General features: G+C 35.5%; 17 protein-coding genes and 8 tRNA genes. 16 read left to right on the top strand and 9 right to left on the bottom strand.

Going from position 1 to position 16,467, the window contains the following annotated elements; genetic code table 11:
* Window positions 1–29 precede the first annotated feature (29 nt).
* The 8 genes from NST63_RS07385 (at window position 30) to NST63_RS07420 (ending at window position 859) form a co-directional block, all read left to right on the top strand.
* A tRNA-Met gene (locus tag NST63_RS07385) sits at window positions 30–103 on the top strand.
* Between the two features lie 29 nt (window positions 104–132).
* Window positions 133–209 (top strand) — tRNA-Asp (locus tag NST63_RS07390).
* An 11-nt stretch (window positions 210–220) separates the two neighbouring features.
* A tRNA-Phe gene (locus NST63_RS07395) sits at window positions 221–296 on the top strand.
* Between the two features lie 135 nt (window positions 297–431).
* A tRNA-Gly gene (locus NST63_RS07400) sits at window positions 432–505 on the top strand.
* Window positions 506–515: 10 nt separating this feature from the next.
* Window positions 516–592: transfer RNA gene (locus NST63_RS07405), tRNA-Ile, on the top strand.
* A gap of 18 nt (window positions 593–610) precedes the next feature.
* Window positions 611–685: transfer RNA gene (locus NST63_RS07410), tRNA-Asn, on the top strand.
* Between the two features lie 7 nt (window positions 686–692).
* Window positions 693–780: transfer RNA gene (locus NST63_RS07415), tRNA-Ser, on the top strand.
* Between the two features lie 7 nt (window positions 781–787).
* Window positions 788–859: transfer RNA gene (locus NST63_RS07420), tRNA-Glu, on the top strand.
* 510 nt (window positions 860–1,369) lie between these two features.
* Here the strand turns inward: NST63_RS07420 and NST63_RS07425 are convergent.
* The gene (locus tag NST63_RS07425; protein WP_058005648.1) at window positions 1,370–2,296 is read right to left on the bottom strand and encodes a 1,4-dihydroxy-2-naphthoate polyprenyltransferase; all 927 of its coding nucleotides are present in this window, start codon (window positions 2,294–2,296) and stop codon (window positions 1,370–1,372) included.
* 405 nt (window positions 2,297–2,701) lie between these two features.
* Here NST63_RS07425 and NST63_RS07430 point away from each other — a divergent pair, with 405 nt between their 5' ends.
* The 6 genes from NST63_RS07430 to menC all read left to right on the top strand — a co-directional run bounded on the left by NST63_RS07430 (window position 2,702) and on the right by menC (window position 10,430).
* Entirely contained in the window at window positions 2,702–4,111 is a 1,410-nt protein-coding gene (locus NST63_RS07430; RefSeq protein ID WP_242598377.1) for an isochorismate synthase, read from the top strand.
* Window positions 4,108–5,862, top strand: coding sequence for a 2-succinyl-5-enolpyruvyl-6-hydroxy-3-cyclohexene-1-carboxylic-acid synthase (gene menD, locus NST63_RS07435; protein ID WP_341041713.1), 1,755 nt, complete (start codon window positions 4,108–4,110; stop codon window positions 5,860–5,862). The genes NST63_RS07430 and menD overlap by 4 nt, the downstream gene beginning before the upstream one ends.
* A complete protein-coding gene (menH, locus tag NST63_RS07440; RefSeq protein ID WP_071976898.1) occupies window positions 5,859–6,668 on the top strand; it encodes a 2-succinyl-6-hydroxy-2,4-cyclohexadiene-1-carboxylate synthase in 810 nt (269 codons plus the stop codon). The genes menD and menH overlap by 4 nt, the downstream gene beginning before the upstream one ends.
* 47 nt (window positions 6,669–6,715) lie before the next feature.
* Window positions 6,716–7,534 carry a 1,4-dihydroxy-2-naphthoyl-CoA synthase gene (gene menB / locus NST63_RS07445; RefSeq protein WP_071976899.1) on the top strand — a complete coding sequence of 273 codons (819 nt, stop codon included), beginning with the start codon at window positions 6,716–6,718 and terminating at the stop codon, window positions 7,532–7,534.
* A gap of 310 nt (window positions 7,535–7,844) precedes the next feature.
* Complete coding sequence (locus tag NST63_RS07450; protein WP_071976900.1) at window positions 7,845–9,317, top strand: o-succinylbenzoate--CoA ligase; 1,473 nt, start codon at window positions 7,845–7,847, stop codon at window positions 9,315–9,317.
* A 6-nt stretch (window positions 9,318–9,323) separates the two neighbouring features.
* Window positions 9,324–10,430 (top strand): o-succinylbenzoate synthase, encoded by a 1,107-nt coding sequence (menC, locus tag NST63_RS07455; protein WP_180211634.1) that lies wholly within the window; start codon window positions 9,324–9,326, stop codon window positions 10,428–10,430.
* A 60-nt stretch (window positions 10,431–10,490) separates the two neighbouring features.
* Here the strand turns inward: menC and NST63_RS07460 are convergent, their stop codons facing one another.
* The 3 genes from NST63_RS07460 to ytzI all read right to left on the bottom strand — a co-directional run bounded on the left by NST63_RS07460 (window position 10,491) and on the right by ytzI (window position 11,253).
* Entirely contained in the window at window positions 10,491–10,652 is a 162-nt protein-coding gene (locus tag NST63_RS07460) for a DUF1540 domain-containing protein (protein WP_065107321.1), read from the bottom strand.
* A 97-nt stretch (window positions 10,653–10,749) separates the two neighbouring features.
* Window positions 10,750–10,983 carry a membrane protein insertion efficiency factor YidD gene (yidD, locus tag NST63_RS07465; protein ID WP_058005641.1) on the bottom strand — a complete coding sequence of 78 codons (234 nt, stop codon included), beginning with the start codon at window positions 10,981–10,983 and terminating at the stop codon, window positions 10,750–10,752.
* Window positions 10,984–11,073: 90 nt separating this feature from the next.
* The gene (gene ytzI, locus NST63_RS07470; RefSeq protein ID WP_058005640.1) at window positions 11,074–11,253 is read right to left on the bottom strand and encodes a YtzI protein; all 180 of its coding nucleotides are present in this window, start codon (window positions 11,251–11,253) and stop codon (window positions 11,074–11,076) included.
* A 133-nt stretch (window positions 11,254–11,386) separates the two neighbouring features.
* Between ytzI and NST63_RS07475 the strand changes: the two genes are divergently transcribed.
* Window positions 11,387–11,833 carry a Dps family protein gene (locus NST63_RS07475; protein WP_071976902.1) on the top strand — a complete coding sequence of 149 codons (447 nt, stop codon included), beginning with the start codon at window positions 11,387–11,389 and terminating at the stop codon, window positions 11,831–11,833.
* 63 nt (window positions 11,834–11,896) lie between these two features.
* Here NST63_RS07475 and NST63_RS07480 read toward each other — a convergent pair whose 3' ends face one another.
* Complete coding sequence (locus tag NST63_RS07480) at window positions 11,897–12,145, bottom strand: DUF6154 family protein (protein WP_071976903.1); 249 nt, start codon at window positions 12,143–12,145, stop codon at window positions 11,897–11,899.
* Window positions 12,146–12,245: 100 nt separating this feature from the next.
* Between NST63_RS07480 and NST63_RS07485 the strand changes: the two genes are divergently transcribed.
* Window positions 12,246–12,575: a hydrolase gene (locus NST63_RS07485; protein WP_341041721.1), complete on the top strand. Its 330-nt coding sequence runs from the start codon at window positions 12,246–12,248 to the stop codon at window positions 12,573–12,575.
* Between the two features lie 45 nt (window positions 12,576–12,620).
* Here NST63_RS07485 and NST63_RS07490 read toward each other — a convergent pair whose 3' ends face one another.
* The 4 genes from NST63_RS07490 to NST63_RS07505 all read right to left on the bottom strand — a co-directional run bounded on the left by NST63_RS07490 (window position 12,621) and on the right by NST63_RS07505 (window position 16,273).
* The gene (locus NST63_RS07490; protein WP_341041722.1) at window positions 12,621–13,481 is read right to left on the bottom strand and encodes a DUF6612 family protein; all 861 of its coding nucleotides are present in this window, start codon (window positions 13,479–13,481) and stop codon (window positions 12,621–12,623) included.
* Window positions 13,482–13,684: 203 nt separating this feature from the next.
* A complete protein-coding gene (locus tag NST63_RS07495) occupies window positions 13,685–14,494 on the bottom strand; it encodes an ABC transporter permease (protein ID WP_071976905.1) in 810 nt (269 codons plus the stop codon).
* Window positions 14,478–15,251 carry an ABC transporter ATP-binding protein gene (locus tag NST63_RS07500; RefSeq protein ID WP_071976906.1) on the bottom strand — a complete coding sequence of 258 codons (774 nt, stop codon included), beginning with the start codon at window positions 15,249–15,251 and terminating at the stop codon, window positions 14,478–14,480. Before NST63_RS07500 ends, NST63_RS07495 begins: the two co-directional genes overlap by 17 nt.
* 17 nt (window positions 15,252–15,268) lie before the next feature.
* Window positions 15,269–16,273, bottom strand: a complete 1,005-nt coding sequence (locus tag NST63_RS07505; RefSeq protein WP_071976907.1) for an ABC transporter substrate-binding protein — start codon at window positions 16,271–16,273, stop codon at window positions 15,269–15,271.
* Window positions 16,274–16,467: the final 194 nt, after the last annotated feature.

A 16,467-nucleotide genomic window follows, 5' to 3' on the forward strand; every position in this document is an offset into this window, starting at 1 on the left:
TTGGATTAAAAAATTTATTATACTATCATCGCGGGGTGGAGCAGTCTGGTAGCTCGTCGGGCTCATAACCCGAAGGTCGCAGGTTCAAATCCTGCCTCCGCAATCATTTTCAAGTAAACTTGAAAGAAATTTGGTCCGGTAGTTCAGTTGGTTAGAATGCCTGCCTGTCACGCAGGAGGTCGCGGGTTCGAGTCCCGTCCGGACCGCCATTTTATAATATGGCTCGGTAGCTCAGTCGGTAGAGCAATGGACTGAAAATCCATGTGTCGGCGGTTCGATTCCGTCCCGAGCCACCATTTTATGTGTTTAAGTGGCTAATAACTACATGTAATCCAATGTTTAGTTGAACATGACGGCTATTCCAAAGTGGTTAAAAATTGGATTGTGGCTCAGACATTTGTGAGGTCGATTCCGATTAGTGGCTCCATCATGCGGGTGTAGTTTAGTGGTAAAACTACAGCCTTCCAAGCTGTTGTCGTGGGTTCGATTCCCATCACCCGCTCCATAATTTTTGTGGGCCTATAGCTCAGCTGGTTAGAGCGCACGCCTGATAAGCGTGAGGTCGATGGTTCGAGTCCATTTAGGCCCACCATAATGATAATTTACTTGTTCCGCAGTAGCTCAGTGGTAGAGCTATCGGCTGTTAACCGATCGGTCGTAGGTTCGAATCCTACCTGCGGAGCCATATAATTGGAGAAGTACTCAAGTGGCTGAAGAGGCGCCCCTGCTAAGGGTGTAGGTCGGGTAACCGGCGCGAGGGTTCAAATCCCTCCTTCTCCGTATTGTCGGCCCGTTGGTCAAGCGGTTAAGACACCGCCCTTTCACGGCGGTAACACGGGTTCGAATCCCGTACGGGTCATTCATTATTAAGAAAAAAGGTAGTTTAAAAGATTTCTAAAATAGAAACTTTTAAACTACCTTTTTTTGTCTAGAGGTAATATTGGTTCTATACTATATGATGTAGGGATTTACACAATTTTAAGACATAAAAAATGCTCGTAATCATTATGTGAGTTTTCAAGAAACCAGTATCAACTATACATAAGAAATTTTAACATGATATTACTTGATTATAAAAAAGTATAGGAGAATAATCAAAGCCCATCTCAACAGGCTTATAAAAAATCCTTTTTCCTGTCTGTCAAAAGCCCATGGGTATACGTATAGCCTTAACAAAAGTGAAATGATTTGAACAATTGGTAGAGACTGTTGAATCAACTGAACGAAAGCTTTGAGCAAAAACTATTATCTTCTTAGAATAAAAGAAAAAGGGGAGAAGTAAAAATAACTTCTCCCACATTTAGCATTGAATCTCATTTTAATGTTATGTTGCTATAAGGAATAGCAAAAAATGAAAAATGGAATTTCACTACTTGATAAGAAATGAAATGAAAAGCCCAATTGTTACTAGTAAACCAAAGAAAGTATTTGTTTGAGCTGTTGCTTTCATCGCAGGAACCATTTGAATAGGTTCTGTCTTTCCTATGAAGCCTCTTACCGCTTTAATAGGCATTGGAAGGCTTAAAAGTGTAATGAGAGTCCAAGGTGTGACGATCTGCATTAGCACTAAAACAATTAACCATAGATATGAGACTATAAACATGGTAGCAAGTAATGTAATTGCATTTTTTCTTCCTATTAGAATAGCAACTGTTTTCCGTCCATTTTCCTTATCTCCATCTAAATCACGAATGTTATTGGATAACATAATTGCTCCTACTAAAATGAATATAGGAATAGAGATAAGAATACTATCTGTCGTAATATTACCGGTTTGAATAAAATAAGAAATTAGTATAATAACAATCCCCATAAAGAACCCTGAAATAATTTCTCCAAAAGGGGTATATGCAATTGGTAAGGGTCCTCCAGTATAAAAATAACCAACAGCCATACATATGGCTCCAATAACTGCAATCCACCAGGAACTACTGATGATAATATACAGTCCTAATAATGCTGAGATCCCATAGAAAATCAGAGCAAGATTTAGAACAGTTTTTGGTTTTACACCATTTCGGACAATGGCACCGCCAATTCCAACTGATTCTTCATGGTCTAGTCCTCTAGCATAATCGTAATACTCATTAAACATATTTGTCGCTGCCTGTATTAGTAGGCAAGCCACTAGCATTGCAATGAATATTGGAATATCAATCTTTGAGTTTTGCATGGCAAAGGCTGTCCCTAATAATACAGGAACAAAAGAAGCAGTAAGCGTATGGGGTCGCGTTAATTGCCACCAAATTCGCCATCCTTTGTCTGGTTTCACCAATGGTGAAGAATGTGAACTCATTGTTATGTCTCTCCCTTTACATATCTTTACCTTGAAAAAGTTCATCTGGTTTTGTTCCCCAGCATTATCCATAAGGCGTGCAAATCTATTGTTAATGCAGATTTAGTCCTCCTATTGTCCATCGAAATGACAATAGGAGTACACTCTAAAGTGTAGGTAAATGAAGGATAGGTGTCAATCAATTTTTATATGTAATGGAAAGAAAAATTCCCATTTCAATATTTGAATCATAGATTACTGAACTTTTTTGTCTAGTTGTCATATAATAAGGTAGGGAAAAAGTTTCATAAGATATGTTCGTTGACTCCGTCGATTTAGAAGTGTATCTTAAAAGTTGGGCATAATATAGAACAAGAATGCAATGATCATAGTAATTAACGTAAGGTAGTTTTGGGGGAGATAAAGTTGACAAGTATTCAACATTCAAAAATTGAAACTGAGTTTGAAATTGCTGTTGGTAGAGCTAAGGATAAAGAGTATCCCATTCTATTTAGCTATACAGAAATTTTGAATAATATGAACCCCCTTTCATTTTATTCTTCTGCTAAGCAGTTATTTCAAGGGAAAAGGTTTTTTTGGAAAGTACCTGATGATGAAACCATCATCGTAGGTTTAGGAAGTACTTATACATTACAAACATCTTTAGGGGAACATCGATTTGAAACGATTCAGTCTGAATGGAATGATCTCATTAAAGATGCTCATATTTTTAATCCATATAACGTACAAGGCACAGGACCTCTTATATTCGGAGGCTTTTCTTTTGATCCTGATAGTGTAGAAGAACCAGAGTGGAGTTCATTCACTAATGCATTATTCCATTTACCTGAATTAATGTTAGTAATCGATAAACAAGGTTCGTATTTAACGATAAATATACGATGTTCTTCAATCAAAGATAAAGATAGATTGGCTCAATTACTTAGAATTAAAGAACAAATTCTATCATCAAGTGCATCAGAAAATATATTAAAGGTAGACATACATCAAGAAGAAGAAGTAAATCCTGATGCGTGGAAAAAGGCTGTCGCTAATGTAGTTCGTCTATTAAATGATGATAATGAAGTAAGAAAAGTTGTTATGGCTAGAAAAATGAATGTAACCTTTAATGGAGAGATTTCTTCGGACCATGTATTGAATCATTTATGGAATGAACAGCATGAAAGTTTTATCTTTGCGTTAGAATGGTTAGATAGTTGTTTTACAGGTGCTTCACCTGAAAGGCTTGTGAAAAAAATAGGGGATAACATTTTATCTGCCTGTATTGCAGGATCAATAAAAAGAGATAAAGATGAGAAAAAAGATGTTGCCTTAGGACAAGCACTATTAAATGACGATAAGAATAGACAAGAGCACCAATTCGTTGTATCAATGATCCAAGAGATTATGAATAAATATTGTCAGGATTTAGAAATCGCTATCGAACCGACGTTAATGAAGATGCGCGACATTCAACATCTTTTCACACCAGTGAAAGGGACAGTTAAAAATAAAAATACATCGATTCTATCTATAGCTAAAGATTTACATCCGACACCAGCTATGGGGGGAGTTCCGACAACGGATGCGATGCAAATCATTCGTGAAGTGGAAAATATGGATCGTGGCTTCTATGCTGCTCCAATCGGCTGGCTGGACTATCAGGGAAATGGTGAATTTGCAGTAGGAATCAGATCAAGTCTAATAAAGGGAAAAGAAGCATTTTTATATGCCGGGTGTGGTGTAGTGGCTGATTCAATCCCGGAGGATGAATATTTTGAGACAAGAATTAAATTTCGTCCGATGCTTCGAGCATTAGGAGGAAAACAACTATGATACATCAAGAAACTTTAACAAAATATTTAGCAATGTTTATTCAGGAACTATCGAATGCTGGAATTGAAAATGTAGTTATTAGTCCTGGTTCTAGATCAACACCGTTAGCTATGCTCATTGCTGAGCATCCCAAACTAAATTATTACATTAATATTGATGAACGCTCTGCTGCTTTTTTTGCATTGGGGATAGCAAAACAAACTAGAAAGCCTGTGGCATTACTATGTACTTCTGGAACGGCTGCAGCCAATTATTACCCAGCAATTGTAGAGGCTAGAATAGCAAGAGTACCACTTGTTGTATTAACTGCTGATCGCCCTCATGAGCTGAGGGATATTGGTGCGCCCCAAGCTATTAACCAAATTCATTTATATGGTGAACATGTTAAATGGTTTACGGAAATGGCCATTCCAGAAGCGAATGAAGAGATGTTTAGCTTTGTGCGCACAACAGCATCTAGAGCAGTAAGTATCGCGTTATTAGAGCCTGCTGGACCTGTCCATTTGAACTTTCCATTGAGGGAACCACTTATTCCGATTATTGAGCCATCGCCATATGCAGACTTGGATGATCAGCCAAGTGTCACTGTGACTCACGGGCATCTTATGCCAAATGAGAACGTTATGCTGGATTTAAGTGAAAAGCTTAAGAATACCGAGAAAGGACTCATTATTTGTGGAGTGCTTGATCATCCATATCTACAGGACTCAATTATAGAATTAGCTGAGAAATTAGGATATCCAATTTTAGCGGATCCATTGTCACAATTACGAAGTGGTAATTTTTCCGGGGACTATATTATTGATAATTATGATGCAATCTTAAAGGACACCCAATATAAAGAAAAATTAAAACCGGATGTCATCTTGCGATTCGGTGGAATGCCAGTTTCGAAGCCACTTACACTATTCATGAAAAGCTTGTCTGATACGGAGCATTTCATTGTTGAAAGTGGAAATGGAGGTTGGAGAGATCCAATCAAGAAAGCAACGCAAATGATTTATTGTGATGAGGCTCTTTTTTGTAATGAGCTATGTAAGAAAGTAAATAAAAAAGACAATGCTCAGTGGCTCGATATGTGGCAGCATTTAAATAATATTTCAAGAAGTACTGTCATACAAGAAATTGGAGATATCAATGAATTGGACGAAGGGAAAGTTGTCTTAGAATTAATTAAAGGTATGCCAGAGAATAGTACTTTATTTGTAGGGAATAGTATGCCTATTCGTGATGTTGATACATTTTTCCATTTTAACAGTAAAAAGATACGTGTTATGGCAAATCGAGGAGCAAATGGGATTGATGGGGTTGTTTCAAGTGCACTGGGCGCAAGTCTATATGGTGAACCACTATTCTTATTAATAGGTGATTTATCATTTTTCCATGATTTAAATGGATTACTTGCTGCTAAAATGTATCAATTAAATATCACCATTATTGTTATAAATAATAATGGTGGAGGAATTTTTCATTACCTTCCGCAGTCAAGTGAAAAAAAGCATTTTGAAGTCCTTTTTGGGACTCCAACTGACTTAGCCTTTGAGCATGTGGTTCAAATGTATAATGGTAATTATTCTAAAGTAAGAAATTGGGATGACTTCCAACAATCGATTGAAGCCTCGGTTGAAACTAAAGGTTTACATGTAATTGAAGTTCCTACCAACCGTGAAAAGAATGTTGAGGTTCATCGTAAAATGTGGAAGCATGTCTCAATGGAAGTGGATCATTATTTACGCGGTGATCAATTATGAACATTCATGTAAATGGAGTAAACTATCATGTAGAAGTAATAGGCTCAGGTGAGCCCTTATTACTTTTACATGGATTTACTGGAGATTGTACAACGTGGAACGCAGTTGTTCAATTTTTAAATAAACGTTATCAATGTATCCTTATAGATATACTCGGTCATGGCAAAACAGAGTGTCCTAAAGCTGCAGAGCGTTATCAGATAGAACTAGTAGCACATGATATTAAAGACATTCTCTTTCAATTAAAAATAAACAAAATAAAAGTATTAGGCTATTCTATGGGTGGTAGATTGGCACTAACATTTGCTACATGTTTTCCAGATATGGTGAGTATGCTTCTTTTAGAAAGTGCTTCTCCTGGATTAAAAACGGAGGAAGCAAGAATTGAAAGACGTCACCAAGATGAGAGATTAGCGAAGAGAATAATTGAAGAAGGAATTGAATCCTTCGTAGATTATTGGACTGATATTCCATTATTTAAGACACAGAAAAGATTAGATAAAGCCAGGATAGAACAAATTAGATGGCAGCGTTTACAAAATAATCCTTTAGGTTTAGCAAATAGTCTAATAGGTATGGGGACAGGAAGCATGCCATCTTTATGGAGAAAACTTTCTACGCTTGAAATGCCTGTTTATCTAATAACTGGCAGTTTAGATGAAAAGTTTTGTCTTATTGCTAAGGAAATGCAAAAATGGATACCAAATGCTAGACATGAAACTATTCTTGATGCAGGTCATGCAATTCATGTGGAAGATTCTCGAAAGTTTGGTACAATAATAGAGGAGTTTTTGTCGAATAAGTGAAGAATATTCGACATTTACAATTATAAAAATAAAAGGAGGATTCTCAAATGGCAATTGATTGGATAACTGAGAGAGAATATGATGAGATTCTTTATGAATCGTATAATGGAATTGCAAAAATAACAATTAACCGTCCTGAGGTACATAATGCATTTACTCCTAAAACAGTAAATGAAATGATTGATGCATTCTCACGTGCACGTGATGATTCAAAAATTGGTGTCATCATCCTAACTGGAGCTGGAGAGAAAGCATTCTGTTCTGGAGGAGATCAAAAGGTTCGTGGACATGGTGGGTATGTAGGTGAAGACAATATCCCAAGACTAAATGTATTAGACTTACAAAGATTAATTCGCTTTACACCAAAACCAGTGATTGCAATGGTAGCAGGTTATGCTATTGGAGGCGGTCATGTTCTACATATTGTATGTGATCTAACAATTGCAGCAGACAATGCTATTTTTGGACAAACAGGACCAAAGGTTGGTAGCTTTGATGCCGGTTATGGTGCAGGTTATTTAGCTCGTATTATAGGTCACAAAAAGGCTAGAGAAATTTGGTATCTTTGCCGTCAATATAATGCACAAGATGCATTAGAGATGGGACTTGTCAATACTGTGGTTCCTTTAGAAAAACTTGAAGAAGAAACAGTTAAATGGTGTGAAGAAATCTTAGAGAAGAGTTCAACTGCGCTTCGTTTCTTGAAAGCATCATTTAATGCCGATACTGATGGTTTAGCAGGTCTTCAACAATTTGGTGGAGATGCAACTCTACTTTACTATACAACGGATGAAGCGAAGGAAGGCCGTGACGCATTCAAAGAAAAACGTAAGCCTGATTTTGGACAATTCCCTCGCTTCCCTTGATTTAATAGGGATATAATGAGTTTTCCCGTACAATCTCGGGAATTAAAGGCTTGGTGGTTTCATCCATCAAGCTTTTTTCAAAGGAGATTTTCATAGTTTGTGGTTCTTTTCACAGTGGAAGGAATGCTTGAGGGTATTCAATCTTTTTATTATTCAAAATTTCACCTGAAAAGCTATATTATATGAGATGTTTTAAAAAAGAATTTAGACCACTGGTATTAATGTAAGGAAATTATGTAACAATCCAGGGGGTGTCAATAAAGGAACTGCCCCTTTTTCTTTAGAATTCTTTAACAAAAGGTGATTTTTTATGGAACAACTACCTAATTTTTTAAATCAGAGAGCTTTTTTAACTCCCAATCGCCTCGCACTCGTTTTTGATAATCAGAGATGGAGTTTTATGGAAATGTATCGTACGGTTGAAACATTAGCACAAAAAATTGCAACTCTAGGTATACAGGCAAAGGACTCCGTTGCTATTCTGCTAACTAATCGTCCCCATACAGTCTTTATTATCCATGCATTGCAACAACTAGGTGTATCAGCGGTGTTCTTAAATCATCGTTTAACTGCAAAGGAAATGGTATTTCAGTTAAAAGATAGTGGTACAAGGTTATTAATAAGTGAAGATGCTTTTAAGGAAAAGATGAATGGTATTAAAGGATTGTTTCATGAGCTTCCAATGACAACAATCGTAGAAATAGATCATCTCGAGACTAAAAAGGTTCCTTTAGTAAACGAGTTTGTTTTGGATGAAGTTTGTTCAATTATGTATACTTCTGGAACAACTGGTAATCCGAAGGGTGTATTACAATCCTATGGGAACCATTGGTGGAGTGCTGTTGGGTCCGCTTTGAATCTTGGGTTAACCGAGAAGGATGGCTGGCTTTGCGCCGTTCCTTTATTTCATATAAGTGGTTTATCCATTCTAATGCGAAGTGTCATATATGGAATGCCTGTTTATTTATATGAGGAATTTAATGAAAAGACCATCAATCAAGTCCTGCAAGCAGGTGAGGTTACGATTATGTCGGTCGTAAGTACAATGCTAATTCGTATGATTGATGATCTAGGAGATAAGCGATATCATTCAAATTTTCGTTGTATGCTATTAGGCGGGGGACCTGCTCCAAAGCCTTTACTAGATGCTTGTCTAGAAAAAAACATACCAGTATTTCAGTCTTATGGGATGACAGAAACATCCTCCCAAATTGTAACACTAGCACCTGAAGATAGTATAGTAAAGCTTGGTTCAGCTGGAAAGCCATTATTTCCTTCTCAATTAAAAATAATGAATAATCAAATGCAACTATTACCAAATCAACCCGGAGAAATTGTTGTTAAGGGACCCAATGTGACAAAAGGGTATTTGAATCGAGACGAAGCAAATAAGAAAAATTTTAAAGATGGTTGGTTCTACACAGGTGATATCGGCTATGTGGATGAAGATGGCTATCTATTTGTAATGGATCGTCGCTCTGATTTAATTATTTCTGGAGGAGAAAATATTTACCCTGCTGAAATTGAGGAGGTCTTATTATCTCATTCGTCTGTAAAAGAAGCGGGTGTTGTGGGAATTGAACATACACAATGGGGACAGGTTCCCTACGCATTTGTTGTTGTATCTGAGCTAGTTGATGAAGCTAATTTAATTAATTATTGTAAGGATAAATTAGCTAAATTTAAGATTCCACATCATATTTATATTGTCAATGAACTGCCAAGAAATGCGTCTAATAAACTGCTTCGTCGTAAGCTACACGAATTAATGCCAAAAGGATGAATGAGGATGATGATAAAAGAAGTGCAATTGTCTATCATAAAAATGCCACTAAAAAGTCCTTTTTCAACGGCTTTAGGGTCGGTGAATGATCGAGAAGGAATTATTATTAAAGTATTGGATGAGGAGGGGAGAACAGGTTATGGCGAGGTTGTCGCTTTCTCTACTCCGTGGTATACAGAGGAAACGGTAAGAACCAGTTATCATATGCTAAAGGATTTCCTCATTCCTATTGTCTTGAACAATCCGATTAAGCACCCAAATGAGATCAAAAAATATTTTGATCATATAAGAGGTAATCAGATGGCTAAAGCAGGGATTGAAACTGCTATTTGGGATCTTTATGCTAAAAAGGTAGATCGTCCTTTATGGAAGCTCATTGATGGAGTTCAGAGTGAAATTCCATCAGGTGTGGTAGTTGGTACCCATGAAATAAAGGATGCCCTGTCACAAATTGATTCGTATTTGCAAGAAGGTTATAAGAGAGTAAAAGTAAAAATTAAACCTGGAATGGATTATAAACTTCTAAAAGAAATTCGCAACCATTTTCCAACTATCCCTTTAATGGCAGATGCAAACTCATCCTATTCACTTGATGACATTGATTTATTAAAATCACTCGATGAATTTGAATTGTTGATGATTGAGCAGCCCTTAGCTGTCGATGATATTGTAGAACATTCTTTTTTACAGAAAGAAATACAAACTCCTATTTGCTTAGATGAAAGCATCATTACCTATCATGATGCGAAAAGCGCGATATTATTAAATAGTTGTAAGGTAATTAATATAAAAATTGGCCGAGTAGGTGGACTAAGCAATGCTTTAGCTATACATGATTTATGCCAAAAACATCAAATTCAAGTTTGGTGTGGTGGGATGATTGAATTTGGGATATCGCGAGCCCATAATATTGCGCTATCAACAAAAGAAGGATTTACGATCCCTGGAGATATTTCAGCGTCCAGTCGTTTTTGGAATGAGGATATTATCCTTCCAGAAGTTGAAGTCAAGCATGGGTTCGTTAAGGCACCTATTCAACCGGGGATTGGATTTGAAATAAATACTAAACGTTTACAAGAGGTAACGACATATATAGAAAAATATAAAAAATAAGCGCAGATCTCAACCCTGCGCTTATTAACTTTTTAAACAAAAAAGCTATATAATAAACCTTTACCAATTTCCTTCAGGCTTAAAAGTTTTACAGTCTGTTTCTTCTGTTTTCTTTGCGGTGTCCCCTTTATGGCTGACAACATAAATTTCATCTGCAGAACAACGGTTTCCTTTTGCCCAATAGTGACAATTGTTTACTTCACATAAGACGTCCTTTGCCATTGTACCTCACTCCTTAATGGATTTTATGATACAACTATAGTGTTTGTATTGGAGTGGTAACTATGATTGGAAAGTCTAGGGCTTTATGTTCCTTTAATTATATTTTTTCCTGTTTTTTCTCTGGAACTGGATCAAATCCACCAGGATGGAAAGGATGGCATTTTAGTATCCTTTTAACCGCTAACCAGCCTCCACGTAGGGCTCCGAAGCGTTTAATCGCCTCTAGTCCATAGTGCGAACATGTAGGATAGAAACGGCAAGATGGTGGTTTTAATGGTGAAATACAGATTTGATAAAACCGTATGATTTTAATAAAAATAAATTTTAACATTAGGAAAACTTCCTTATAGTGAGTTTCAATTAGCATATCAGTCAAATACTCAAAGTGTCAAAGATGAAGAAACAATCAAAAAACGATCCATTACGTATCGGATCGTTCATGAGTATTATTTTTTTCATCCATTTCAGTTCTAATATTCGGGTTATTTTCAATTGGATCGATTGTATGTTTAAATGCATATGCCTTTGATGTTGTAATAGCAGCAGCTGCAATAATGACGATAATGATTATAATGGATACAATCATAATAAATGTAAGCAATGAATAAACCTCCTACAACCTCTTTATTCCTATTCATTATTTTAGCATGGAATGGACTATAGATGTGAAAGATATATGTATATGTTTTGACATCTTCATTTAGGGTATATAAATAACAGGAGGATGATTAAATATGGCAAATCAATCACAATTACAGGATGTATTAAATAAACAAGTAGCAAATTGGACAGTAATGTATACAAAACTTCATCATTTTCATTGGTATGTTAAAGGACATCATTTTTTCTCCTTACATGAGAAATTTGAGGAACTATATAATGAAGCAGACGCTGCCCTTGATGAAATAGCAGAGAGATTATTGGCAATAGAAGGACAACCTGTATCAACATTAAAAGGATCTTTAGAATTGGCTAGTATAAAGGAAGCAGAAACGAAAGCTCCTGCAGATGAGATGGTAAAAGAGGTCGTTAGTGATTTTAAACAAATTATTGGGGAGCTTAAAGAGGGAATATCTATAGCGGATGAAGCAGGGGATGATGTAACTGCTGATATGTTTACTGCTTTCCAAGAAAAACTTGAAAAGCATGTATGGATGCTAAATGCTTATTTATCTAAATAAATAAATAAATAAATAAATAAAGTGAAAAGGAAACTGTAAATTGATTGCAGTTTCCTTTTCCTTTTAATGCAAGTATTTTTTTTTGAATGGATCAGATTCCGGTGGATGATTAGAAAATTTCCCTTTTAAGCTTTCAATTAAATAGAGTCGAATAAAATATTGAAGTTCATCATCCTTCATTTCTTCTACTATTTTCATTAAATCCCCACGATCAGATTCCTCAAGAACGGCAAATGTAATAATATCTATATCCTCATCATCTGCTGTCAGCCGATTATGGTAAATTTCAAATAGTTCATCTACAAGTCTCATCTTCATCATCCTTTTTATCTTCGTAAGAATATTTTGGCTTGGTTTGTGGGAAACGATACATAGTGAATCATTTTTAGAAATTTTACGAGGAGTGTTGGGAATGGATCAACCAAAAAACACGTATTATATAAATATTGGGAGTGGAGAAATTTCAAGAAGTTCTACTGACTCACCTTGGAATTTTAAAATTGAGGCAACAGATGATGAAATAACAAAGCTAAGGCAAATTTTTGATGCGAATTATGATGTAGAAATTGCAAATTTTTTCAGATCACATGTTCCTGCATTGGAATATCATCATGATAAATCAAATGATGATTATGATAAAAATATGATTGAGGTATATCAAATGATTTATGATTTAGGTGATGAAACAGCTAGACAGCATATAGACCAAATTGGCATTCTAAAGGATTTTACTTCAGAATGAAAACTAGGGACTGTCTGAGACAGTCCCTAGCTATTGTTATTTTAATTATTGCTCTATTTTTTGAGCATTATCTAACACTTCTTGTGGTACCTTAATCTCTTTAATCTTATTGTATTCAGTATATGTGCTCTTCATTTCTTGTTTCATGGTCATTTTTTGATCTTCAATAGCCATTTCTAACTCTTGAGTCATATTAAGCTTTGTAATATCAAATGTTTTTTTATCAATAAATATTTCATATTCTACATTCTTGAACTTAAGATTATTAAACAATTCTTCATTTTCCTTTAATTGATCAGGCATTAATTGTTTTGCATTATCTTTTAGGAACTGATCAAATTTATCACCTGAAGCCTTTAAAGATAAAATATATTGAGCATCATCTTGTTTAAAAGAAAAGTCATCTGCAAATTCTTTTAATTGGTTTAATTGTTCTGCAGGGTTCATTTGTTGTTCAGGCATTTGTAATACAGTATCTGATAATTCTTTAGGTAACTGCATCCACACTCCTGATGTTGGTTCAAACATAAAAAATCCTTCTTTAGATAAGTATGCTTCCGTATCCATTGCTTGGCCTTGGACGCTTTCATCTCCACCTTCAATATTCATTTTCATTTTTTGATGCATCGCAATAGGATCTAAAACCATATCTACAGAAACCGTAGAATTAATATTCATATTATCAGATTGTCCAGGTACACTCATCGTTTGTTTTAGTTCCAGATCTGAATGAACACTTTTCAGATTTTTTGAAGCTTCTGTTGTCTTTTCGAAGACTTCCTGTAAAGTAAGACTGTCTTCTTTTTTTGATTTTACATTTGAATTTACTGGATCCGCCTTATCACTGCAGGCTGCAAGTACAAAAATCACCATCAATGATAAGAAACTAATAAATATTTTTTTCATAAAAAAAACACCACTCCTTTTTCTAATTCTATAAACTATACGCATTCATTTGGTAAAGGTTTCAAAAAATGGTACAAAATTTTAAAGAAAAGATATATATAATGAAATGTACACACATAACTAGAATAAAATGGAAATTATGTATGAAAAAAGGGGCATCTATTAAAAGACAAGCCAATTTAATAGACACCCTGTATTTGTCTCTATGATCCAGTTTTCACCAATTTCTTTTCAAGTAGATCTACTAATTGATACATAATGGTTGCTATAACGGCCACTACCATTAATGAAAGCATAACAAGGGTAAAGTTGAAAACTTGAAATCCATAGATAATTAAATATCCTAGTCCTTTAGAAGCGACTAAATATTCTCCAACGATTACTCCAACCCATGATAATCCTACATTGACCTTTAAAGTTGAAATAATAGTAGGAAAAGTGGCTGGTAATATGGCTTCCTTGAATATTTGGGTTCGTGTAGCACCAAATGTTTTTAGTACCTTTATATAGTTTGGGTCTACATCACGGAAACCGGAATAAATGACTATGGTTGTTACAATAACGGATATGATGATTCCCATAGCAATACTTGATGATACTCCAGTTCCAAATATAACTATTAGCATTGGACCAAATGCAACTTTAGGCATCGCATTAAAAATAACTAGATAGGGATCAAAAATTTTTGAGAGTATTGGGGACCACCAAAGAATTCCTGCAATAATCGCCCCTAATAATGTTCCTAATACAAAGCCTAGTATTGTTTCATAGACTGTTACACCAGTATGAATATATAGGGATCCATCAGCTAACTTATCAATAAATAAATTCCATATCTTAGAAGGTGAGCTGAAAATAAGAGGGTCAATCCAATGGAGTCTGCTCGCCATTTCCCATAGTGCGAAGAAGGCAATTAAAATAATTGCTTGAAACATGCGCACCCATCTTTTTTCTTTTTTTATATTTTGCAGGTACTTTTGATGAAAGGAATCAGTTTTATTCACTATTTTCAAGTGACTCCAGCTCCTTCCATATTTCTTGAAATAATGTAGAATATTCTTCTTTACTTCTAACATCGAATGGGCGAAGCTCTCTTAGCTGTTCAGGTACAGTAAATATTTTATGGAGTCTGCCTGGTTTAGCAGCAAATAACAAGATCCGATCACTCATTGAAATAGCTTCTCCGATATCATGTGTAACTAAGACGGCTGTTTTTTGGTAGGCTTTCAGTGTTTCAAATACTAAATCCTCAAGTTTTAACTTTGTTTGGTAATCAAGCGCAGAGAACGGTTCATCTAATAACAAAATTTTAGGATTAATGGCAAGGGTTCTAACTAAAGCAGCACGTTGTCTCATCCCTCCAGAAAGTTGGCGAGGGTATTGTTTTTCCACACCTTCTAAACCTATTTCCTTTAATAGTTCTAATGATTTTTGTTTTGACTCTATTGATAATTTATTTTTAAGTTTTAATCCTAATAAAATATTTTCTTCAATCGTTTTCCAGGGGAATAAGTAATCTTGTTGAAGCATATAACCGATCGAACGAACCTGATTATCCGGGGACTGACCGTCAATGATGACAGATCCTTGTGTCGGTTGAATTAAACCGGATAGAATTGATAACATAGTCGTTTTACCACAACCACTTGGGCCAACTAACGAAATAAATTCTCCTTTCTCTACGCTAAAGTTTATGTCCTTTAATGCAGTTGTTACTGTTTTGGGGGTGAAATAACTGTGATGGATATTTTCTACAGTTAGGAAGCTCATAAGGCTAAAAACCTCCTTTATTTGTTATTTAATGCTTTTTCAGCAATAGATGTATTAACTAATGTTTTATAATCTACCCTTTTTGGAAGCTCACCAGCTTCCTCCATAATATCTTGAAGTCTATTCCATCCTTCTTCATTTAAAATAAGATCTGTTCCGAAAGATCCTTGTTTTTGATATCTTTCTATGGAAGTAGCTAGTATATCTAAGTCTATATTCTCAAAAAATGGTTGAACCACTTTCGCCACTTCTTTTGAATCATTTTCCTCTATCCACTTTGCCGCTTTATATACGGCACGAACGAATTTTTCAAGGGTTTCACTATTGTCCTTTATATAACTTTCCTTTGCCATATAATCTGTATATGGAACACTTCCAGACTCTTCACCAAAGGAGGCAATAATATGACCTTTCCCTTCCTTCTCAAAGACAGAGGCCGTAGGTTCGAATAATTGAACATAATCTCCAGTACCTGAGGCAAAGGCATTCGCTACATTGGCAAAATCAATATTTTGTATTAAATTTAAATCCTTATGGGGATCAATTCCATTCTCCTTTATGACGAACTCCCCAACCATTTGAGGCATTCCACCTTTTCTTTGACCAAGGAATGTAGAGCCTTTTAACTGATCCCACGAAAAATTATCAATTTTTTCTCTAGATACAAGAAAAGTACCGTCGGTTCTGGTTAGCTGTGCAAAATTTATAACCGGATCTTCTGCACCTTGTGCATAAACGTAAATAGATGTTTCTGAACCAACGAGTGCTACATCTGCACCATTTGATAATAAAGTAGTCATGGTCTTATCACCGCCAGCAGTTGTCTTTAATTCAACATCTAATCCTTCATCTTTGAAAAATCCTTTTTCAAGTGCTACATATTGAGGAGTGTAAAACACTGAACGTGTTACTTCCGCTACTCTTACTTTCTTTAAGGATTCCTTCTTTGAGCATGCTCCAAGAGAAAAAATCAGAATGGATACGATCAAGAGTGAGAAGCTAAGCTTAACCCATTTTTTCATACTATAATCCTCCTTTAGCTGTTTAACGATTGTACAATGCCATATTCCGTAAGGGGTATGGTACTTTCGCCTTTGTCTGATAAAATATCGTATGAGGAATTAATAAATGTGTGAATGCCTATTTTTTTGAAAGATTTTAGTAGTTGGAGGTTAGCGTATTGCATACGAATCAGAAATGTAATGGTTTAATCATA

It is taken from the genome of Heyndrickxia sp. FSL W8-0496 (assembly GCF_038007825.1).
GTDB classification, from domain to species: domain Bacteria; phylum Bacillota; class Bacilli; order Bacillales; family Bacillaceae_C; genus Heyndrickxia; species Heyndrickxia oleronia.